Here is a 21,472-nt window from a genome sequence, read left to right on the forward strand (position 1 = left end):
GTACCTCAGTCACAGATGTCCTCTCTGAGCCGCTCGGCCAGCCGGGAGCGGATCGTGGTGCCGCCGCCGGTACGGCTGATGATCCGCAGGTCGCCGCCGACCGCCTCGATGCGGTCCCGCATGCCCGTCAGCCCCGAGCCCCGGGTGGTGTCGCAGGGGAAGCCCACCCCGTCGTCGACGACCTCCACCACCAGCCAGCCCTCCGAGCGCGCTATGCGGATCGTCACCCGCCCGGCCCGGGCGTGCTTGAGGACGTTCGTCAGCGCCTCGGAGACCAGGTAGAACGCCGACTCCTCGATGTCCAGGGCGAAGCGCACCCGGTCCAGGGAGTCGTCGACGCGCACGGTGACGGGGATCGGCATCCGCCGGGCCCGGGAGGTGACGGCCGCGACCAGGCCCTGGTCGGTGAGGACGGGCGGGTGGATGCCGTGGGCGACCTCGCGGAGCTCGTCGATGACGCGGTAGGCGTCGTCCTGCACCTCGGTGAGCACGGTGTCGACCTCGCCCCCGCGGCCGAGTCTGTTGCGGGCCAGGCGCAGTTTGGCGACCAGGGCCACGAGATCCTGCTGGATGCCGTCGTGGAGCCGCCGTTCGATACGGCGGCGTTCGCTGTCCTGGGCGTGGACGATCCGGGCCCGGGAGGCGTCCAGCTCGCCCGCCTGGCGCTGCACCTCCAGGACGCGGGTGGAGAGTTCGGCGGCCAGGCGCGCGTTGTGGACGGCGAGGGCCGCCTGCCGGGCCAGGGTCTCCACCAGGTCGTGGTCCTCAAGGGTGAAGCGGCCCTCGGCCTTGGGCCCGTACTCGATCAGGCCGAGGACGTCGTTGCCGTAGCGCAGCGGGAAGCCGCCCCCGGCACCGGCCGGGCGGCGGTCCCGGCCGGGTGGCTCGCCTGCGGTGCCCAGGTGGACGGGCAGGTCCCCGCCGCCGAGCCGGACCCGGGTCCAGCTCAGGGTCAGCCCCTGCTGGAGGCCGGCCGCCAGCTGGGGCGCCAACCGGCTGAGGTCGTAGGCGTGTTCGAGGGCGCTGCCGAACTGGACGAGCAGTTCGAAGCCGCTGAGCCGCTCGCCGAAGACCCGCCGCTGGGCGAGCCGGTTCAGCCGCTCCCGGACGGGCTGGAAGAGGGCGGTCGCGGTGACCGCGACCAGCACGGACAGCCCGATCGGGAAGTACTGGCCGGCCGTCAGCCCGAGCGTCATCGCCATGCCCAGGTACCAGCCGCTGATGATCAGCCACAGGGTGCCGTAGACGACCGAGCGCCGGATGACGATGTCGACGCCCAGGAGCCGGTAGCGGAAGGCGGCGTAGACGACGGACAGGGAGATCAGCACATAGGGCAGGGCCCCGAGCGCCGAGCCGACGAGGTAGAGGATGCCCGTCTCGCCGTGCCAGGGCCGGAACAGCCGCGAGGTGGCCCGGCCCAGGAAGAGGACCGCGGCCACGACGGCGACGGGCAGCACCCCGGACAGGTCCCGGTCCCCGGCGGCCCGCGCGCGCAGGCAGCGCAGCACCAGCAGCGCGGCGCCCACCCCGGGCAGCCAGGCCTCGGGGTAGTAGAAGACCACGTACTCCACGATCCGCGTGGGCACGCCCGCCAGCGGCAGGGCGAACGGCAGGGCCAGCAGCGCCCACAGCGAGCGCAGCACGGGGCGTTCGTAGCGGAACCGGGGGCGGCCGTCGGGCAGCAGGGCGAGCAGGTGGACGACGAGGATGCTGACGGCGAGGTTGTCCCACTCGGTGGGCAGGACGAGGCAGGACGCCTGGAGGGACGGCAGGCCGTTCTCGGGCGCGGTGAGGTCCCAGCCGAACGAGGTCGTCAGCAGCGCCGACGTACAGCGGATGCCGATGCTGACCGCCAGCGCGGCGCCGATCAGCAGCAGCCGGCGGGCGACCGGGCTCATGGGGGCGTGCCACCACGCGAACAGGCCGGCGCAGTAGCACGGGAGGACGGAACCGAGGATCCACGGCAGGGTGACGGTGTTGTTCCGCAGCAGAAACGCTCCGGTGGTCACCGCCCACAGCAGGCACAGCCCGCCCGAGAACGCGGCGACCTGTATCGCACGGCCGTTACCCCTCACACGCACCCCTCACGCGCGACATTATCGGGGGCGCTCAGGTGCCAGTCCAGACGATCCCGTTCGGCGCGTATAGCGGAAAACCCCCAGTGGGATCGGAGGATTCCGGGGTACGCGCCGCCGTCCCGGGACGGCAGACTTGGTATATCCGCCCTTTTACCGGCCCCGACGGCCCCGGTAGGACGATCGACTGTGCGATTCAAGGAAAGCCGAAAGGGAACCATGAGTGTGTCTTCCGGTCCCGAGGTGGTCGTCTGGGACACCACCTATGCCTGTCCCCTGCGTTGCTCGCACTGCTATTCGGAGTCCGGCAGGCGGGCACCGCGGCAATTGAGCCACGAGGACATGCTGCGGGTCGCCGACGCCCTGATCTCGCTGAATCCCCGGGTGGTCGCGCTCTCCGGCGGGGAACCCCTCGTCGTCAAGGGGATCTTCGAGGTCGCGGGCCGGCTCTCCCGGGCCGGGGTGCGCACCGCCGTCTACACCAGCGGCTGGATCATGGAACCCTGGATGGCGGCCGAACTCGGTTCCGTGTTCGACGAGGTCATCGTGAGCCTCGACGGGGCGACGGCCCAGGTCCACGACCGGATCCGGGGCCGGCGGGGCTCCTTCGACCGGGCGCTGAGCGCCCTCACCCAGCTCGACGGGGTGGCCCGGGAGCGCGCCCGGCGGGGGCGCGCGCCGCTGTGGTTCGGCATCGACTGCGTCGTCGTGCGCAGCAATTTCCCGCAACTGGAGGAATTCTGCACGGCCATCGCCCCGCGCTTCCCGGAATTGCGCACGCTCACCTTCAACGCGGCGGTGCCCGAAGGGCTTGCCAGCCGGCCGGAATTCTGTCGTTTCGAGCTCCTCGACGACGCCCAGGTGACCGAGTTGACGAGCGACGAACGGCGGGCCCGGCTCCAGCGTCTGGCGCCGGCCGGGGTACGGGTCTTCACCACCGACAATCAGAACCTCGTGATGCGGCCGGACCGTTTCGCCAGTGGCGTCGACGCACTGGTGATGCAGATCGAACCGGACGGTGATGTCAGGGCACTGCCCGTGTACGAGGGCACGGTGGGAAACATTCTCCAGGAATCCCCGCTCGATCTGTGGCACCGGGGCGTCTCCCGGCTCAGCGATCCCTTTGTCGTGGAAACGCTGTCGACGGTGCGCACCATGCAGGACTGGGCGGCGGCGGTGCGCCGCATGGACCATCACTTCGGCTCCCCGGAGGTCCGTTCCCGTATCGAACGCCGTGTGGTCCGTACGAATCCCCCGGAGTTCAGCGCCCTCGCCAACTGACCCCCGCAGTCCTCGCCCCGAAAGGGAAGCGCCGTGCTGACGCTCAAGGACTACGACCGTTTCTGCCTCGCCGACCCCGTCTTCTACGAGGTGCCCGAGCGCTATCCGGACGAGCACGAGAGGTTCGCGGCGGCCCGCCGGGAACCGCCGCCGGGCTGGGAGCGCGGCGAGTCCGGCTGGTGGGTCACCCTGCGGCCCGGTTCGGTGACACCGGAGGCGGGCTGGCGGATCCATGTGTCGGTGGCGCTGCCGGAGCTCGCCCGGGCCGTCGAGATCGTCTGGGGGCACTGTGTGGCGCACGCCCTGCCCTTCGACTTCATCCGCAGCCGCGCCACCGCCCGCGAGCTGGGCGGCAACCGTGCCGAGCCGCTGCCCGGCAACCGGCTGATCACCGTCCACACGGGCGACGGGACGACGCTCACCCGGAGCCTCACGGAGCTCGCCGTCCTCCTCGCCGGGCTGCCCGGCGCGTATGTACCGGGCGCGCTGCGGCACGGGCCCGGCCCGCTGTACATCAGTCACGGCCCGCCCGGCCCGGAGGGCCGGCCCCGGCCCGGCGACCGGAGCGTCTTCGCCCCGCCCGACGGGGTGCCGCTGCCCGAGGTGCTCCGGCCCGGCCTGGAGGCCCTGCGCGCCCGGCCGGCGGGCGGCTTCCCCTACCGGGCCGAGCGGGCGCTCGGCAGGTCCCACGGCGGCGGCACCTATCTCGCGGTCGACAAGCGCACCGGCGAACGCGTGGTGCTGCGCGAGGCCCGGCCGTACGCCGGGCTCGACGAGCGGGGCGAGGACGCCGTCACCCGGCTCGACCGGGAGCGGGCGGCGCGCGAGCGCCTCGCGGGCCTGGACTGCGTACCGCGCGTCCTCGGCCACCTCACCCACGCGGAACACCGCTTCCTCGCCGAGGAGTTCATCGAGGGCACCTCGCTGTCGCGGGCCGCCGCCACCGCCTTCCCGCTCACCTCGCGGGGGCGTGCCGCGCGGGAGGCCGCCCCGTACACCGCCTGGGCCCTGGACGTCGTGGAGCGGACCGAGCGGGCCCTGCACGCCCTGTACGCCCACGGGCTGCGCCTCGGCGAACTCCGGCCGGAGAACGTCCTCGTACGGCCGGACGGGCGGGTGGCGCTCGTCGAGCTCGGCACGCTCACCGACGCCGGGGACGACCGGGCCCCCGCCACCGGCGATCCCGGCTTCACCGTACCGCCCGGCCTCGCGGCCCCCGACGCCCTGCGCCATCTCCTCGGCCGGCTGCGCCTGTGGCTGTTCCTGCCGGTCCCCCACCGCAGCCCCGGCAAGCTCCACACCCTCACCGCCGCGATCGAGCGGCACTACCCCGTGCCCCGGGGTTTCGGCGCCGGGCTGCTGACGGGGCTGTGGCCCGAGGGGCACCCGGCCGAGGACGACCGGGCGGGCGCGCTACTGGCGGCGGACCGGCCCGACTGGCCGGCGATCCGCGACTCCCTCGTCCGGGGCATCCACGCCACCGCCACCCCGGACCGCACCGACCGGCTCTTCCCCGGCAGCCCCACCGGGCGCGGGATGCTGGGCGGTCCCGCGTTCGCCCACGGCGCGGCCGGGGTCCTGTACGCCCTGCACAAGGTGGGGGCGCGGGTGCCCGAGGAGTACACCGCGTGGCTCCTGGCGGCCGTGCGGCGCGACCCCGACCCGGCGCCCGGCCTCCACGAGGGCCTGCACGGCGTCGCGTTCGTCCTCGACACGCTCGGCCTGCGCGCGGAGGCCCTCGACGTCCTCGGCCGCTGCCCGCCGGAGCGGGACGCGGTGCCCGACGCGGGCCTGGCCGCCGGCCGGGCCGGCATCGCCCTGACCCTGCTGCACTTCGCCTCCGCCACCGGGGACCCCGCGCTCCTGGGCCGCGCGCTGAGCCTCGCGGGCGAGCTCGGCCGGGCCGTCGAGGACGGCCCCCCGCAGGCCCCGCCGGGCCGCCCCGCGCCCTACGGGCTGCTGCACGGCGCGACCGGGGCGGCCCTGCTGTTCCTGCGGCTGTACGAGCACACCGGCGACGCCTCCCTCCTCGGCCTCGCGGGGCGCGCCCTGCGCCACGACCTGGTGCGGCTGCGCACCCTCCCCGACGGGACGCTCACCCTCTTCGACGGCACGGCCAACCTGCCGTACCTCCACGGGGGCAGTACCGGGCTCGCGTTCGTCCTGCGCGACCTGCTGCGCCACCGGCCCGAACCCCGGCCGGCCGCCGTACTCGCCTCGCTCCGGCTCACCTGCGATGCCGTGTACGTGCGCAACGCGGGCCTGCTGCGCGGGCGGGCCGGGTCGGTGGCCGTGCTCGCGGCGCTCGGCGAGCCGGCCGCGGGCACGGCGCTCGGCCGGCAGATCGGCCTGCTGTCCTGGTACGCCCATACCTACCGGGGGCACCTGGCGTTCCCCGGGTTCCGGATGCTGCGGCTCTCGGCGGACCTGGCGACGGGCGCCGCCGGCGTCCTGCTCGCGCTGGGCTCGGCGTTCGAGGGGGCCGGGCCCGTCCTGCCGTTCCTCGACCCCCGTCCCGTGGCCGTCCCGCCCGCCCGGGAGGGAGGTGAACGACGTGTCGGAGATCCTGGAGCTACAGGAGCTGGAGGAGGAGACCCCCGTCCAGTGGCCGTGTAGCAACAGCTACCACAGCACCCTCGGACAGGTCTGAGCCGCCCTCGCGGGACGGCCCGCCGTCCCGCGAGGCACGGGACCGGACCCGACACGGCACCGGAGGAGCACGGCATGCTCGCTCAAGGCCACCTCGTCGCCGACCCCCTCTTCGTGGACGCCCCGGAGCGCGTGGAGGACACCGCCGTCCGCTTCGCCCACGCCGCCCGCCCGGCGCCGCCGGGGTGGCGGCGCGCGGAACGCGACGGCTGGGTGGTCCTGCGGCCCCGGGACGCGCGGCTGCCGCCGCAGGGCTGGAAGATCCACGTCTCGGCGACCGTCGAGGAGGCCCCCCGGGCGATCGCCACGGTCTGGGAGTACTGCGTCGCGCGCGGCATCGGCTTCAAGTTCCTGCGCAGCCGCACCCTGCTGGCCCTCGTCAACAGCAAGCGGGCACCGCGCTCGGCGGGCGGCAAGCTCGTCACCGTCTACCCGCCCTCCGAGGAGCTCCTCGAACGCGCGCTCGATGAGCTGTCCGCGCTGTTGCGGGGCGTCAAGGGCCCCTACATCCTCAGCGATCTGCGCTGGGACGACGGGCCGCTGTACCTGCGCTACGGGGGGTTCGCGCCCCGGTTCTGCTTCTCCGGCGACGGCGAGTACGTGCCCGCCGTCGTCCGGCCCGACGGCAGGGCGGTGCCCGATGTGCGCGGGGCCGCCTTCAAGGTGCCGTCGTGGGCGGGCGTGCCGTCGTTCATCGCCGGGCGGATCCGCGCCGCGCGGGCGGACGGCGCCGGGGGCTTCCCCTACCGGGTGGAGAAGGCGCTGCGCTTCTCCAACAGCGGCGGCGTCTACCGCGCCGTCGCCCCCGGCACCGGGCGGCGCGTGGTGCTGCGGGAGGCGCGCCCGTACGCCGGGGTCGACGACAACGGCATGGACGCGGTGGCCCGGCTGGGGCGCGAGCACGCCGTGCTGGAACGGCTCGCGGGGCTCGGCTGCGTCCCGCGGGTGTTCGCCCGGACGCGCCACTGGGAACACCACTTCCTCGTCGAGGAGTTCGTCGAGGGGGAACGGCTGGAGGAGGCCATGGGGCGCCGCCATCCCCTCTTCCGGCCGGACGCGGGCCGGGCGGAGCTGGCCGCGTACACCGCCTGGGCCTGCGCGGTCGTCGCCCGCGTCGAGGAGGCGATAGCCGCCCTCCACGGACGGGGCGTGGTCTTCGGCGACCTCCAGCCGGGCAATGTGCTGGTGCGGCCGGACGGCAGTGTCTGTCTCGTCGACTTCGAGACGTCCTTCGGGATGGACGAGAACTTCACCCCGGCGCTGGGCACGGCGGGTTTCACGGCCCCCTGGGCTCGTTCGGGACCGGCCGTCGACGCCTACGCCCTGGACTGTATGCGGCTCGCGGTCTTCTGCCCGCTCACCGAGCTGCTGCGCTTCGACCCGCGCAAGCACGAGGAGCTGATCCGGCACGTCGAGGACCGCTTCCCCCTCCCGCCCGGCTACGGGGAGCGGCTGCGCGCGGGCCTCGCCCCGCCCCCGGACCCCGCCCCGCCGCCCGCGCCCGCGTGGCCGCGCACGGCGGACGGCGCGGCCGGCGACTGGGAGGAGGCCCTCGGTTCCCTGTGCGAGGCCATCGCGCGGAGCGCCACCCCGGAGCGGGAGGACCGGCTCTTCCCCGGCGATGTCCGGCAGTTCGACGGGCAGGGCGCGGCGCTGGCGTACGGCGCGGCGGGCGTGCTCCACGCGCTGCACCGCACCGGGCACGGCGGCGGCGCGCGCTTCGAGGGGTACGTGGACTGGCTGGCCCGGGCGGCCGAGCGGGCCCGCTGGCCCCGGCCGGGCCTCTACGACGGGCTCGCGGGCGTGGCCTACGTCCTCGACGAGCTCGGCCGCCCGCAGCAGGCGCGGGCGGCCCTGGCCCGGCTGGGCGCCTTCGACCTGCGCGACTGCGGGGCGGGGCTGTTCGGCGGGCTCGCCGGGATCGGCCTGGCCTTCGCGCACTTCGGGGACGTGACGACGGCGGCCCGGCTGGCGGAGCGGCTGGCGCGCGGCCTCGACGACGACTTTCCCGTACCGGTCCCGGCGGCGGGGCTGATGCGGGGCTGGTCCGGGCCGGCCCTGCTGTTCAGCCGGCTCTTCGCCGAGACGGGCGACGACCGCTGGCCGCGGTGGGCGGAGGCCGCGCTCGCCCGCGACCTCGCCCACTGCGGGGTGTCCCCCGGCCGGCACGTCCACGTGCGCGCGGGGCGGCGCCGGCTGACCACGCTCGGCGGGGGCGGCGCAGGCGTCGCCATCGCCCTCCACGAGTATCTGCGGCACCGCGAGGACCCGCACTTCGCCGGGCTGCGGGACCGGATCCGCGCGGGCCTGGGCGCCGAACTGCTGCTGTCCTCCGGCCTCTTCGAGGGCCATGCCGGGCTGCTCTACACGCTCGTCCACCTCGGCGGCCCGGCGGACGCGCGCGAGGCCCAGCTGCGCGGGCTGGGGCTGCACGCGGTGCGGTTCCAGGGGCGGCTGGCCTTCCCGATGGACGGGCTGCTGCGGCTGTCGATGGACCTGGCGACGGGGACCGCCGGGGTGCTGCTCGCCGTCCACGCGGCCCTGCGGGGCACCACGGCGGGCGCGTCGCTACCGCTCCTGCGCACCGGTTGAGCGCGGCGCGCCGGGGTGCGCGCGCTGTGGCGCGGGCGGGACGGGGGCACTGCGGGAGCCCGGCGGTGCGGGGTGGTTCTCGTGGGCCACGGGGGTAGGGAGGGCCGGAACGCGCCGCTCCGGGCGCGTCGAGGCATCTCGAAGGGGTACCGCATGTTCGGAAAGCGCGGGATCGGCGTCGCGTTCGGCTCACTGGCGCTGCTCGGCACCTGCCTGGGGTGGGCCGCCCCGGCCGCCGGGGCCCACGCCCACCCCCACGCCCACCCCCACGCGCCGGTCACGTGTCAGGGGCAGGAGAACACCACGTACAGTCCGGGACTGACGCTCACACCCCAGCAGGTCCGTATCCGGGGAGCCGCCTCGTACACCTGCTCCGACCGCCCGGGACACACCGTCGCGGCCACCAGTGTCTCCAACGGCATGTCGCCGTCGGGTACTTGTCTCGGGCTCCACACGCCCTCGGGACACGAGGTCGTCCGCTACGGGGACGGTTCGGTGTCGGAGATCGACTACCCCGCCGGCCACGCCGACCGGGCCCTCGGCTTCAGCACGGTACGGCTCAAGGGCACGGTCGTCGCGGGGCGCGACAAGGGCGCGGACGTGGAGCGGTACATCGACCTCGCTCCCGGCGGCGGGCTTCCCGTGGGCTGTCTGACCCCGGAGGGCGTCCAGCAGGCGGGTGGTGTGGTGCAGTTGCGCATCGTGCCCTGACCCGCCCGGGGCGGCGGGCGGCCGTCGTTCAGTGGCCGCCCGTCACCTTGAACCCGCGCGGGACCATGAACACGGTCAGCAGGGTGACGGCGACGACGATGCCCGCCGAGACGTAGGCGGTGGTGGTGAGCGCCTGGTCGAAGGCGGCCCGCGAGGCCTCCAGTACCCGCCGCCCGGTGTCCCCGCCGACCCGCCGGGCCACCTCCGCCGCGCCGCCGACCGAGCCGCGCGCGGTGCCGAGGTCGTGCCCGCGCAGCGGAAGGCCCGTCATGTGGCCGGAGAAGACGGCCGCGTGGATGCTGCCGAGCAGGGCCACGCCGAGGCCGACGCCGAGCTCGTAGGCGGTCTCGGAGACCGCGCCGGCCTGCCCGGCGCGCTCCGCGGGGACGGCGGAGACGAGGACGGACGCCGAGGCGGTGATGGCCAGCCCGTCGCCGAGGCCGATCCCGGCCAGGACGACGGCCACGACCGGGTAGGTGACCGGCTCCGGCGCGAGGGCGAGGAGCAGGAAGCCGCCCGCGAGGGCGCCCAGACCGGCGGCCAGCACGGCGCGCACCCCGGCGTGGTGCATCAGCCAGGGCGAGCTCAGCGAGCCGGCCAGCATGGCGAGGGCGGAGGGCAGGGTGCGCAGCCCGGCCTCCGCGGGCGAGTAGCCGTGCACGTACTGGAGCCAGAGGGAGATGAGGAACAGCGCGGCGCCGACGGCGAGCATGGCGAGGAGGGTGGCCAGCGCCGCCGCGAGGAACGGGCCCTCGCGGAACAGCCGGACGTCCAGCAGGGGGTCGTCGAGCCGCAGTTGGTGCCAGGCGAACAGGGCGATCAGGGCCACGCCGAGGACGAGGGCGCCCACGTCCGAGGGGTGCGGGCTGCCCTTGGCGATGTGCTTGATGCCCCAGGCGAGGGCCACGATGCCGACGACCGAGAGGGCCGCGCCGGGCCAGTCGAGCCCCCCGGCCTGCGGAGCGCGGTACTCCGGCAGCAGCCGGACGCCCGCCGCGACCGTCACGACGACGACCGGGACGTTCACCCAGAAGGCCGCCTGCCACGCGAAGTGCTCGACGAGGAACCCGCCCACCAGCGGCCCCACACAGGCGCCCGCCCCGGCCACGGCGGCCCACACACCGATGGCCAGGGCCCGTTCCCGGGCATTGGTGAAGATGTTCCGGATGAGGGAGAGCGTCGACGGCATCACCATGGCGCCGCCCAGCCCGAGCAGCACCCGGCCGCCGATCAGCTGGAGCGAGCTGTGCGCGGTCGCGGCGAGGACGGAGGCGACGCCGAAGAGCACGAAGCCGAGGAGGAAGAGCCGTTTGCGGCCCCACCGGTCGCCGACCGCGCCGGTGGTGACGAGGAGGCCGCCCAGGATCAGCCCGTAGATGTCGATGATCCACAGCTGTTCCAGCGGACCGGGCCGGAGGTCGTCGATCAGCGAGGGCAGCGCGACGTTGAGGATGGTGGCGTCCATGGCGACCAGCAGGAGGCTGGCGCACAGCACGGACAGCATCGCCCAGCGGCCGGGGTCCGGCCCGTCCCCCGGTCCGGATTCCTCCGGAGCTCGCGCCATCGGACGACACCTCACCGTTCTCGGGTCCCCGGGCCACCGGCACCCGGAAGGCACCGGTCAGCCCAGTCGACCGGATCCCCGGAGGGCGCGCAACCGGAGTCCGGCCGGACCCCGGGCTCAGGCCGGGCCGATGTGATCCCTAGGCGACCAGCCGGTCCAGGATTCCCGCCACGTCCGCCGGTCGCAGGAGGAAGCCGGTGTGACTGGTGTCCAGGGAATGCACGTCGTACGGGTTGTCGGGGGTCAGCGCGTCGGCCTCGGCGATCAGGCGGTCCTGCATCGCCACCGGAAGCGTGCGGTCAGCGGTGAGCCGGACATATGTGCGGGCGATCGTTCCCCAGGTGTCGGCCTGCCCGCGGGCGTCGGCCGTCATCACGGCAAGGGACTCGTCGGGCTGGAGGATGTTGAGAAAGGCACGGAACTGCTCGTCGGTGCCATCCGCCATGATCGCTGCCTTGAGGGCGGCGAGCAGGGTGGGGTCCGCCGTGCGGTAGTTGGCCCGGCCGACGCCGAGTCCGGCCGGGTCGCCCACGTTCAACGCGTACAGCGGGGCCAGCAGGTTGTCGGCGAACTCGGGCTCCTGCATGTACTCGACCGGATTGGACCGCTGTACGCACGACCACGCGGATATGTAGACGAGCCTGTCCACCAGTTCGGGAATCGCGTTGCCCACCTGCGTGATGGTGGTCCCGCCGAGGCTGGCGCCCACGAGCACCACAGGCCCGTACTCCGCCACTCGGCGGACCACGTCGACCACCATGTCCACGTTGTCCCGCAAGGTGACCTCGGCCAGCGTCGAAGGCTCGGCCGCCCAGGCGTCGAGGTCCTGCGGGGCCTGGTAGGCCACCGGGTACTGGGCGTCGAACCCATGGCCCGGCAGATCGACGGCGAAGCTGCGGTGGCCGAGCAACGCCAGCTCCCGCTGGACGGGCGCCCACATGAACGAACTGGTACCGGACCCGTGCACCAGGACGAACGTAGGACCGGAACGGTGAGTACTCATGATCCGGATCGTAGGGATCAGATGGCGACGCCGCCTCTGGTTTTCGGTGGCGCCCCGGCCGGCGCAGGCCGATCGCGCCGGCGGCCCGGCGACCCCCGTCCGCCTCAGTCGAGCAGGCCCCGGCGTACGGCCTCGGCGACCGCGGCCGCCCGGTCGGGTACGCCGAGCTTCTCGTACAGCCGCTGGGTGACGGACTTGACGGTGTTCGCCGCCAGCCGCAGTTCGGCGGCGAGCTGTGGGATGCCCTTGCCCTCGGCGAAGCCGAGCAGGACCTGCCGCTCGTGCTCGGAGAGGGCCGTGGCGTCCTCGCCGGCGGGTGGCCGGGGCCCGGTCTCCGGGGGGACCGGCCTGCCGTCGGCGGCCGCCAGCACCGCTTCGACGAACTCGGGCCGTTTGGCGTCCTTGGCGAGGTATCCGGCGGCTCCTTCCCGGAGCGCCCGGTAGACCACGGCCGCGTCGGTGGCCGCCGACAGCAGCACGACCCGGGTGGGCAGCCCCTCCTCGACGACGGCGTGGATCACGGCGACGCCGTCCATCTTGGGCAGCCGGTAGTCGACCAGGGCCACGTGCGGGACGAGGTCCCGGATGGCGTTCAGTGCCGCGACGCCGTCCTCGGCCTCGGCCCGCACGTCGATCCGGCTGTCGACGCGCAGGCCCCGGACGACGCCCTCGCGGTAGGCGGGGTGCTCGTCGGCCACCACCACGGTCACTCTCGTCGCGGGATCCGGCACATCACCACCGCCTTTTGCTTTCGCGCTCGCGTCCTCGCGCTCGCCTACGCGTTCCACGATAGGCGCGGGCCCCCCGGAGGGGCCTCTACGGGCAGGTCACCCCTGGGGGTCCGCGGGTGGTTCGGGGGCGGGGGGCGGCGGGGTCTCGGGCTGATCCCGCTCGGGGATGGCGTTCTTCACCGCGTCCGCGCCCTTGCCGATCTGGTCGGAGTACTTGCCACCCGTCTTCTCGTCGATGAAGTCTCCGGCCTTGTCCACCGCCTCATGAGCCTTTTCGGGGTTCTCGGCCGCGGCGTCCCTCCCCTTGCCGACGAGGCCCTTGAGCGTGTCCATGAGCGACATGGCGTACTCCTCCCTGGATGCCGGGCGGCGGGGCCGCGCTGAAGAAGGCCCCCTGTCTTCAGCATGCGCACGGCCGGCGAGCGGGCATACGGGGCGGAGGGCGGACTAACCCGAACGGGTGACAGCGCGACCGGGGAACCCCCGGCTCATCGGTGCAGGTGAGCCAGGAACCCGTCGTTCACGGCGTAGGGACGTTCCTGGGGCAGGAGTCGCCCCGCGGCGTCCAGGTCCCCGTCCCGTACATGCGCGTGGATCGCGTGGGCGAGCGGTGTGACGTCGGTGATGGAGACGATCCATTCGTCGGCGTAGAGACGCGCCGCTTCCCCGGTGAGGCCGAGCTGGAGCGACCGGTGGGGAAGAGGCTGAAGGCGGAGGTCGCGTTCGGGGTCCCACTGCACCCGGGCGGGGGCCCGCTTCAATTGGCGCTTCCATGTGGCAGCGTCGGCGTGGAGCCCCTGCTCGTAGTGGGACAGGCAGGCGTTCTCCAGCGCCCACTCGAAGCCCTCACGGGAGATCTCGACGGCGAGGACGGTCTCCTGGCCTTCCTTCGTGCCCCACCCGCAGCGGTACATCATCCACAGGAACGACGGCTTGATCCATGTCATCCGGTCCCGTTTCCACGTCTCCGGGAAGCGGCCGTCACGCGCCGCCGGCAGGCCGATCCCCGGCGCGTACGCCTGGTAGACGGTGACCGTGGAGTCCGTGTACAGGGCTCGAATCTGGTGTTTGCTTTCTGACACGGGGACCAGGGTGGGCAAACCGTCGCCCGCGCGCCATCGAATTACCGCGCCGAGGACGTCCCTCACGCGACGGCCGGTGGCGCGTACGGGGTGTGGGCGATCCGTGCGATGTCCTCCGCCACGCCCGTCAGCCAGGCCTCCGCGTCCACCGTCAGCAGGACGCGCGCGGCGTCCACGTGCCCGGCGTGGAGGGCGGCGCTCCGCAGGAGGCCCGACGTGGCGGCCGGGTGGGGGGCCGGGGCGGGGCCGGAGGAGTCGGAGACGGAGCGGGCCGTGTCGGGGGCGCGCAGTGCCTCGGCCGCGCGGAGGGCGTCGTCGGCCACGCGGTCGGCCAGGAAGCCCAGTTCGGCGGCGGCGTCGGGCGCGAGGGGCGTGGCGCCGAGGGCGGCGCCGTGCCGCAGGAGCATCAGTTCGGCGCCGCGCAGCATGTGGTAGCCGGCCAGCATGGCGACCCACCACGGTGGGTCGGCGGTGCGCCGCAGGAGGCGCTCGCTCTGGTACTGGCAGTACGAGGCCTCGGCCAGGAGCATGGCCACGCGGACCGGGCGCAGGGGATCGGCGGGCGCGGGGCGGCCGCAGAGGAGGTCCGTGACGCCCCGGCACCCGGCGGCGCCCGCAGCGAGGAAGTCGGCGACGGCACAGCGCAGTTCGCCCCCGGCGCCGCGCGGCCAGGCGAGCAGACTCGCCAGGACGCCGATCGCGCCGCCGACGAGGACGTCGACGAGGCGCGCGGCGGACAGCTGCCACTGCGGGGTGGAGATCTGGGCGAACATCAGCACGATGACGACGGTGAACGTGGCCTGCCCCCACGCGGGTCCGAGCAGCGGGGCCGCGGTGAAGCCGACGAGCAGGACGACGGGCAGCACGGCCGCGTAGAAGAGGGGGACGTCGCCGACCACGCGGAGCGCGACGGCGGCGAGCACCGCCCCGGCGGTCGTACCGGTGATGGCGGGGCGCAGGGCGGTACGGGTGTCGGCGGCTGAGGTGCGCATAAGGCTGAGGGTGGCCAGGAGGACCCAGAAGCCGTGCGAGAGGTCGAGGGCGCCGACCAGGAGCCGGGCGCCGGCCATGGCCGTGGCGACCCGGAGGGCGTTCTGGAGGTGGACCGAGCGGAGTGTCAGGTGCACCCGCATCCGGTGCCACCACAGCAGGGGGGCGGGCACGGCGGCGTACCAGAACGGTCCGTCGCGTTCCGCCCCGGCCCTCGTGGCACGGGCGCCCAGGGCGATCCGGGACGCGAGGCCGGCCAGCCGCGCGCCCTCGGCGGCGGAGCGGACGACGGCGTCGTGGCGGAGCCGCTCGGGCGGGGCGCCGGGGAGCTCGTCCGCGCGGAGGGCGTCGAAGGCGGCGACGGCGCGGTGCAGCTCGTCGCCGTCGGGGGGCGGGGTGCCGCCGGTCAGGCCGGTGGCGACGGGCCGCAGGGCGGTGGCGGTGTGCTCCAGCAGGGCGGTGGCGGCGGGCTCGCCGCCGCGGGGCCCACCGGGGCCGTCGGGTCCGCCGGGGGCGCGGTAGAGGCGGTCGAGCTGGTCGTGGACGTGCCGGACGCACGCGCGGGTGTGGTTGAGGGCGCGGTCGCGGGCGGAGGGCGAGGTGGGGCGCTCGGCGGGCGGGATCCGGGAGGGGCGTGCCCCCTCGAGCGCGCGGTCGGCGGCGGGCCGGAGGTCCTCGCCACCGCGCGCGGCGGTGGCGCAGCTGTCGGCCACGGCCGCCGCCGCGCGGCCGAGCCGCACCCGGTACGGGACGGGCGGGGGCTCCCGCAGGCCCAGGCGGTCCAGCAGCCGGTCGACGGCGGCGGTGAGCAGGATGCCGGCGGTCAGGCCGGCCAGGCGGGAGCCGAGGGTCCCGGGGGCGTAGGGCGGGAAGCAGGGCAGGACGTAGAAGAGCTGGCAGGCCACGCTCAGCCCGGCCGGTCCGGGCCCGGCCGTGGCCGCGAAGGCGACGAGGAAGCCCACGACGAACATGCCGGCCGCGGCGGCCCAGCCGCGCACGGCCAGCAGGGTGCCGGCCGTGACCATGACCCAGCCGACCGGCACCATCGCGAGGAGGGTGCGGGTGCGGCGGCGGGCGGGGCCCGGGATCTGTGAGAACAGGACCAGCGGGAGGACGCCGAAGATGGCGTAGAGGCCGAGGGTGTGGTCGCCCAGGGCGTGGGCGAAGCCGTAGAAGCCGGCGCAGCCGGCGAGGGTGGCCCAGACGGCGCGGCGTGCGGCGGGTGGGATATCGGCGCGAGCCATGGTGTTTTCCCAGGCTAGGCGGCGTGCGGGTCGCCGCAACCGGGGGCTCCGCCCCCGGACCCCCGGTCCTCGGACGCCGGACGGGCTGGAATCAGCCCGCCATGGCCGCCGCCAGGCGCTCGCTCACCTGGTCTGCCGTCGCGTGGCCCACGGCCAGGACCGTGACGCGCTCGCCGTCGACGGCGAGCAGCGTGGGGAAGCCCTGGACGCCGTACTCCGCCGCGCGGCGGAAGTCCGCGCGGGCGGCCTTGGCGGCGCCGGGGGACGGGAGGGCGGCGGCCACGGCGTCCGCGTCGAGGCCTGCGGCCTCGGCGACGGTGCGGTAGGTGCCCTCCTCGGAGAGGCTGAGCCCGTCCTCGTAGAACGCGTTCTGGAGGGCGGCGGCCAGTTCGGCGGCGCGGTCCGGGGCGGCCTGGCGGAGGGCGGCCATGCCGCGTGCGGCGGCCTCGGAGTCCATGACGAAGGAGCCGTCCGCGATCAGCCGGTCGTAGGCCGCGCCGAACCCCGCCCCCGTCAGCTCCGCGATCTTCGCGTTGGCGCCCTGGACGTAGCCGAACTCGCGGATCGGCATGCGGCGGGCGCCGGTGAACAGTCCGCCGGAGACGACCTCCACGGGCAGCTCCGGGTGGCGCCGGGCGGTCTCGGTGAGCGTGGCCGAGAAGCCGTGGGACCAGCCGCAGTAGGCGTCGAAGACGTAGACGAGCTTCATGGGGGGGTGCCTCCAGAGGGTATGGCGTGAGCGGTTCGCCTGCCATAACAGTATCTGCTTCGTCAGATATTCCTCAGCGCAGTCGCGGCAGCGCATCCCTCGCCGCGTGGCTGAGGGTCCTCAGATCCTCGGCGAACCGCTCCCGGTGCGCCTCGGGCAGCGGCTCCAGGAAGAAGCGGCGGATGTTCTCCCGGTGGATCCGGGCGGCCCGGACCACCGTCGCCTCCCCCACCGGGGTCAGCCGGACCAGCCGGCCCCGCCGGTCGCCGGGGTCGGCGTCCCGGACCACCAGGCCCGCCGCCTCCATCCGGTCCACCAGCCGGGTCACCCCGCCCGTGGTCAGCACCCGCTCCTGGGCGATCGCCCGCATGGGCAGCCCCGCCTCCCCGGCCCGGCCCAGGATCAGCAGCACCTCGAACATCAGGTGGCTGATCCCGCACTCCTCCTCGATCGCCCGGCCCAGGATGTACTCCAGCCGGTTCGCGGCCCCCTGGAGCCGGCCGAAGGCCAGCACCAGGCCGTCGTCCGCCGCTTCCTTGGCCGTCGCGATCGCGCTCTCGTGTGCCACGTGGCCCCTCTCGCCCGTCACCCCTGGCTTTGCGTGGCACCCGTGCGCCACTGAAGGAGCCTACGAGCTCTGCGAGGAGCCGCCGCACACCGGCGGGGCCACGGCCGCCAGCCGACCAGCACCCCCGGGACCGGCAGGGTCGCGACCGGGTCGACGTGCGCCCCCGCGAAGCCCCCCGCGACCGGCGTCCCACCCGCCGGTTGCCCACGCGTCCGGGGCCTTCGGGGCCACTCCCAGGAAGCCCTAGGACGAGAACTGCCGCACCAGCCGCACCCCCTGGACGGCCGTCAGGTGCGGCAGATACGCCTTGGCGACCGCCCTGGTGATGGCGGGCAGGGCCGCCGGGTCCGGGTAGGCCATGTACATCGGGCGGTAGCGCGGCTGGAACTTCGCCTTGAACGCGAGCAGCGACCGGAAGCCGTAGACGGGCTCCAGCATCTTCCCGCCGTAGTCGAGGACCCGCTGGAGGGCGACCGGCGGCTCCTCGGTGGCCTTGCGGGCCAGCGGGGCGCCGGAGAGGCTGAGGAAGCGGGCGCCCTCCTCCTTGAAGCCGAGCGCGGCGGAGGCGATCAGGAACTCCATCGAGCCGCGGAAGCCGTCCGCCCGGCGCCGCATGAAGTCCAGCGTCCAGCCGGCGGGCGTCCCCTCCTCGTACACCGGCATCCAGCTGGTGATGCCGTGCACGGTGTGCTCGGCGTCGACGGCCAGGAGGCAGCGCACCGCCGGGTCGTCCAGCTCGTCGAGGCCGCCCAGGGTGAAGTCCATCTCCGGCAGGCCCTTGTCGGCGACCCACTCCTCGGAGATCGACCGGATCTGGTCGGTGAAGGCGACGGGGGCGTCGGGGAAGGACCACCACTCGGCGGTGATGCCCTCCTTCTTCGCCTTGTTCAGCGCCGTGCGCACGTCCTGCCACTTCTTGCCGGTGAACGCCAGGTCGGGCAGCGGCACCACGGTGTCCTCGGCGACCTGCACCGAGCGCCAGCCCAGCCGTTCGGCGGCCTCGCGGGTGGCGGCGCCGACGCTGTAGAAGCAGGGCGTCCAGCCGCGCTCGTCGCAGAAGCGGGCGAAGCCGCCCACCGCGTCCGCCCGCTCCTCCGGCGCCCCGAAGGGGTCGCCGGTGGTCAGCGCCACCGTGGCGATGACCCGGTAGGCGACGGCGGTCCGGCCGTTCGCGGCGAACCAGTAGTAGTTGCCGTCCCAGGTCGTCAGGTACGACAGGGTCGAGCCGCCGTGCGCGACGAGCAGTTCGCGGGCGCGCACGGCCGCGTCGGCGTCGGTGTGGAGCCGGGGCCGGCGGAAGGTGATCAGCAGGGCGATCAGGGTCACCAGCCAGAAGAGGAGCCCGCAGTAGCGGTAGAGGGTCTCGGCCGTGCCGCCGACCGGTACCGGCCAGTCGGTGAAGTAGCCGAGGAACGCGGGCGGCAGGTACTCCGACACCAGCCCGCTCAGCAGCGGGACGAGACCGGCCTCGGGGTCGTACTGGTCGCGCACGGCCCAGCCGATGCCCACGTACGCGGCGGAGGCCAGCAGCAGGGCGCCGCCGGCCACGGCGGCCAGGCCCCACAGGGCCGAGGGCGGCAGGCGCAGGTCAAAGCGTTCGCGGGTGACGAACAGGAGCAGCAGGACGAGGACGGGCAGCAGCATCTGCTCGGCGAAGTACTGGACGTAGTCGGCGTGCTCGGTGGGTGCGGCGCCGTAGGCGGAGGGGTTGCCGAGGAAGTCGTGGAGCCAGTAGGCGAACAGGGCGATCCAGCAGAGATGGAGCAGGACGGACAGGCTCCAGGCGAGCCGCAGCCCCCGGCGCAGCCCTTCGGCGAGGACGAGGAGGACGACGGGGACGACGACGGCCATGGCGATGGCGGGCGAGTCGTAGAAGCCGCGCACGGCGTGGGCGGCGTGGCAGTCCCGGGCGGACTGGGCGCAGGCGTCGGCGACGTCCTGGGCGCTGGGCCGGGTGGATACGTAGAGCTCGTTGAAGGTGCTGAAGGGACCGTAGGCGTCCTTGTAGAGGATGGCGGTGATCGGGCCGATCGCGGCGGCGGCCACGACGAGGGCGACGAGCACCCTGGCCTCGGTGTGGGAGGAGTGCAGCGGCCGCAGGGGGCCGCGGCGGCGGAAGAGCAGGGCGCCGACGGCGAGCCCGGCCACCGCGCCGCCGAGCCGCAGCACGCCCTGGAGGTGACCCACGTACAAGGCCATGACGAGGGAGAAGGCGACGATGCCGAGCCGTACCCGGCGTCGCCACAGGGCGGTGAGCCGGTAGCTGAGGACGCCTCCGGCGGCGAGGGCGCCCACGGTGGGGGTGACGGACAGGTCCTGGGTGAGGCTGTCCAGCCACTGCTCGCCCGCCAGCGAGCCGAGCTTCACCGCTCCGACGCCCAGCAGGGTGCCCAGGACCTGACCGCCGAGGAGCGCGGCGGCGGTCCGGGCGACGCCCAGGCGCCGCTCGGCTGGGGTCACGAGGAGCAGCACGATGGCGGTCGAGCCGATGTACGCGCCGAGGCCGGGGCACCACAGCAGGGAGCTGGCCGGGGTCCACCAGCGGCCGTCGGCGAGCGCGGGCACGCCGACGGCGATCCGCTCCATGCGGTGCGGCCGGGGGCCGGAGGCCAGGGAGCCGGTGACGGCGCCGACGATCCACAGCACCGCGAGGAAGCCCAGGGTGAAGGGGGCGTGGCGGACGGGTGCGAGGAGCCGGTCGAGGGTGGCCCGCCAGGGGTGGGTGCTGTCGCCGACCCCGGGTACGTCACCGGCTCCGGGCGGGGGCGCGGGAGGCGGGGCGGCCGGGGTGTCGCCGGTGCCGGTGCCGCTCACCGGATCAGTCCCGTCTCCCGGGCCAGCCAGGGCAGCTGCCTCTCCAGGCCGGGGCGCCAGACGGCCCAGCTGTGACCGCCGGGCAGCAGGACGAACTCGGCCCGCATCCCGGCCTTCACGGCGGCCTCGTAGACCTTGCGCTGCTGCGGCCGGTAGGTGCTGTCGTCGCTGCCCGCGACGAAGGCGGCCTTGGTGTCGGGGAAGCGCTGCCGGGCCATGACGTCCAGCGGGTTCACCTTCTCGTAGGCGGCCGCGTCCCCGCCGAAGGCCTTGTCGATCGTCTTCTGCCGGCTGCCGAGGGTGGGCGCCTCCTGGCCGGAGATGTCGTTGACGACGCCGTAGACCTGGGGGGCGTTCACACCGAGCTGGAGGGAGCAGGTGCCGCCGAAAGAGAGGCCGGAAACGGCCCAGGAGGTGCGGGCGGCGGCGACCTGGAGGTGGGAGCGGATCCAGCCGGGGACGTCGGTGGCGAGATAGGTCTGGACGTTCCCGAGCCGGGAGTCCAGGCAGAGGGTGTTGGCGAACTGCGAGCCGAGCGGGTCCACGACGGCGACGACGGGGGCCAGGCCGCGGTGGTCGCGGGCGAAGGCGTTCATCATCTCGACGAGCCGGCCGGAGTTGATCCAGTCGTCGGGCGAGCCCGGCTGACCGGCCATCAGGACGAGCACGGGCAGCAGCGGGCGCGGGGTGGCCCTGTAGGCGGGCGGCAGATAGACGTACGCGCTGCGGGCCTTGAAGCCCGAGACGGTGCCGGGGATGTCGGTCCGGGAGATCGTGCCGGTGTCGGCCATGCCCGCCGGGGGCCGCCACACCTCGGAGAGCGCCTTGCCCGCCGGCACGTTCAGGGTGGGACCGGCGGTGCCGGTGGCCTCGGAGAGGCGGGTGGTCTTCTGGAGCCAGGCGTTGAGGGCGCTGCGCGTCGTCGGGTACTGGTCGAAGTGGCGGTTGATCTGCGAGGCGCCCATGAGGACGACGAGCAGGCCCGCGAGCACGGCCGGGAGCCAGTACCGGGGCCGCAGCAGCGGCAGCCGGAAGGCGGTGAGGCACAGACCGAGGACGGCGACGCCCGCCCAGAGGACGACCTCCGTCGGCAGGGGGTCGGGGAAGGGCTGGAGCCAGTCGTCGACGGCCATCTGGAGGAGCAGGGTGAGCAGGGCGGCAAGCACCACGGCCGCCGGGGCCCAGCGGGCCCACCACGGGCGCCGCCGGGAGGAGAACAGGGCGGCGAGGGCGCAGAGGCCTACGGCCAGGACGGCGAGCGGGATCCATCCGCTCACCAGGGACCAGTCCAGTGGGCCCGCCGCGAGCCGCGGCGGGCCGTCCGGTATCCGTATCCGCACCACGACAAAATGCTACGCACATGATGAATTACGGCAAATCGGGGCATGTGGGCGCGGTCTTGCCGGAACTCTTCCCTCCCGCCGGATTCCCAGCAGAATCGCTGATTCGCGGGACAGCC

15 protein-coding genes are annotated in these 21,472 nt (G+C 74.4%); 4 read left to right on the forward strand and 11 right to left on the reverse strand.

Annotated features, from left to right (window positions below; genetic code table 11):
* Positions 1 to 5: 5 nt before the first annotated feature.
* Positions 6 to 2,075 (reverse strand): GAF domain-containing sensor histidine kinase, encoded by a 2,070-nt coding sequence (locus RM609_RS02310; RefSeq protein WP_311607428.1) that lies wholly within the window; start codon positions 2,073 to 2,075, stop codon positions 6 to 8.
* Between the two features lie 219 nt (positions 2,076 to 2,294).
* Between RM609_RS02310 and RM609_RS02315 the strand changes: the two genes are divergently transcribed.
* The 4 genes from RM609_RS02315 to RM609_RS02330 all read left to right on the forward strand — a co-directional run bounded on the left by RM609_RS02315 (position 2,295) and on the right by RM609_RS02330 (position 9,308).
* Entirely contained in the window at positions 2,295 to 3,356 is a 1,062-nt protein-coding gene (locus RM609_RS02315) for a radical SAM protein (RefSeq protein ID WP_311607430.1), read from the forward strand.
* Between the two features lie 33 nt (positions 3,357 to 3,389).
* On the forward strand, positions 3,390 to 5,972 hold the full coding sequence (gene lanKC / locus RM609_RS02320) for a class III lanthionine synthetase LanKC (protein WP_311607431.1): 2,583 nt from the start codon (positions 3,390 to 3,392) through the stop codon (positions 5,970 to 5,972).
* 108 nt (positions 5,973 to 6,080) lie between these two features.
* A complete protein-coding gene (gene lanKC, locus RM609_RS02325) occupies positions 6,081 to 8,597 on the forward strand; it encodes a class III lanthionine synthetase LanKC (RefSeq protein WP_311607433.1) in 2,517 nt (838 codons plus the stop codon).
* A gap of 153 nt (positions 8,598 to 8,750) precedes the next feature.
* On the forward strand, positions 8,751 to 9,308 hold the full coding sequence (locus tag RM609_RS02330) for a hypothetical protein (RefSeq protein WP_311607434.1): 558 nt from the start codon (positions 8,751 to 8,753) through the stop codon (positions 9,306 to 9,308).
* Between the two features lie 28 nt (positions 9,309 to 9,336).
* Here RM609_RS02330 and RM609_RS02335 read toward each other — a convergent pair whose 3' ends face one another.
* From RM609_RS02335 to RM609_RS02380, 10 genes are all read right to left on the reverse strand, one after another.
* Complete coding sequence (locus RM609_RS02335) at positions 9,337 to 10,872, reverse strand: MFS transporter (RefSeq protein ID WP_311607436.1); 1,536 nt, start codon at positions 10,870 to 10,872, stop codon at positions 9,337 to 9,339.
* A 139-nt stretch (positions 10,873 to 11,011) separates the two neighbouring features.
* Positions 11,012 to 11,875, reverse strand: a complete 864-nt coding sequence (locus RM609_RS02340; RefSeq protein ID WP_311607438.1) for an alpha/beta fold hydrolase — start codon at positions 11,873 to 11,875, stop codon at positions 11,012 to 11,014.
* Positions 11,876 to 11,979: 104 nt separating this feature from the next.
* Positions 11,980 to 12,663, reverse strand: coding sequence for a response regulator (locus RM609_RS02345; RefSeq protein WP_311607440.1), 684 nt, complete (start codon positions 12,661 to 12,663; stop codon positions 11,980 to 11,982).
* Between the two features lie 39 nt (positions 12,664 to 12,702).
* Positions 12,703 to 12,948, reverse strand: coding sequence for an antitoxin (locus RM609_RS02350; RefSeq protein ID WP_311607441.1), 246 nt, complete (start codon positions 12,946 to 12,948; stop codon positions 12,703 to 12,705).
* Between the two features lie 146 nt (positions 12,949 to 13,094).
* A complete protein-coding gene (locus RM609_RS02355) occupies positions 13,095 to 13,688 on the reverse strand; it encodes a DUF4291 domain-containing protein (protein ID WP_311607442.1) in 594 nt (197 codons plus the stop codon).
* 62 nt (positions 13,689 to 13,750) lie between these two features.
* The gene (locus RM609_RS02360; protein WP_311607443.1) at positions 13,751 to 15,922 is read right to left on the reverse strand and encodes an FUSC family protein; all 2,172 of its coding nucleotides are present in this window, start codon (positions 15,920 to 15,922) and stop codon (positions 13,751 to 13,753) included.
* Positions 15,923 to 16,013: 91 nt separating this feature from the next.
* A complete protein-coding gene (locus RM609_RS02365; RefSeq protein ID WP_311607444.1) occupies positions 16,014 to 16,631 on the reverse strand; it encodes a DsbA family protein in 618 nt (205 codons plus the stop codon).
* Between the two features lie 73 nt (positions 16,632 to 16,704).
* Positions 16,705 to 17,199, reverse strand: coding sequence for a MarR family winged helix-turn-helix transcriptional regulator (locus RM609_RS02370; protein WP_311607445.1), 495 nt, complete (start codon positions 17,197 to 17,199; stop codon positions 16,705 to 16,707).
* Positions 17,200 to 17,442: 243 nt separating this feature from the next.
* Positions 17,443 to 20,013: a bifunctional lysylphosphatidylglycerol flippase/synthetase MprF gene (locus tag RM609_RS02375; RefSeq protein ID WP_311607447.1), complete on the reverse strand. Its 2,571-nt coding sequence runs from the start codon at positions 20,011 to 20,013 to the stop codon at positions 17,443 to 17,445.
* Positions 20,010 to 21,356 carry an alpha/beta hydrolase gene (locus tag RM609_RS02380; protein WP_311607449.1) on the reverse strand — a complete coding sequence of 449 codons (1,347 nt, stop codon included), beginning with the start codon at positions 21,354 to 21,356 and terminating at the stop codon, positions 20,010 to 20,012. Before RM609_RS02380 ends, RM609_RS02375 begins: the two co-directional genes overlap by 4 nt.
* Positions 21,357 to 21,472: the final 116 nt, after the last annotated feature.

This window comes from Streptomyces hesseae, from assembly GCF_031845785.1.
GTDB classification, from domain to species: Bacteria; Actinomycetota; Actinomycetes; order Streptomycetales; family Streptomycetaceae; genus Streptomyces; species Streptomyces hesseae.

Coding starts and splice junctions, on each gene's coding strand:
- RM609_RS02315 (WP_311607430.1), top strand. CDS start 2,295: ATGAGTGTGTCTTCCGGTCCCGAGGTGGTCGTCTGGGACACCACCTAT.
- lanKC (WP_311607433.1), top strand. CDS start 6,081: ATGCTCGCTCAAGGCCACCTCGTCGCCGACCCCCTCTTCGTGGACGCC.
- RM609_RS02330 (WP_311607434.1), top strand. CDS start 8,751: ATGTTCGGAAAGCGCGGGATCGGCGTCGCGTTCGGCTCACTGGCGCTG.
- RM609_RS02335 (WP_311607436.1), bottom strand. CDS start 10,872: ATGGCGCGAGCTCCGGAGGAATCCGGACCGGGGGACGGGCCGGACCCC.
- RM609_RS02340 (WP_311607438.1), bottom strand. CDS start 11,875: ATGAGTACTCACCGTTCCGGTCCTACGTTCGTCCTGGTGCACGGGTCC.
- RM609_RS02350 (WP_311607441.1), bottom strand. CDS start 12,948: ATGTCGCTCATGGACACGCTCAAGGGCCTCGTCGGCAAGGGGAGGGAC.
- RM609_RS02360 (WP_311607443.1), bottom strand. CDS start 15,922: ATGGCTCGCGCCGATATCCCACCCGCCGCACGCCGCGCCGTCTGGGCC.
- RM609_RS02365 (WP_311607444.1), bottom strand. CDS start 16,631: ATGAAGCTCGTCTACGTCTTCGACGCCTACTGCGGCTGGTCCCACGGC.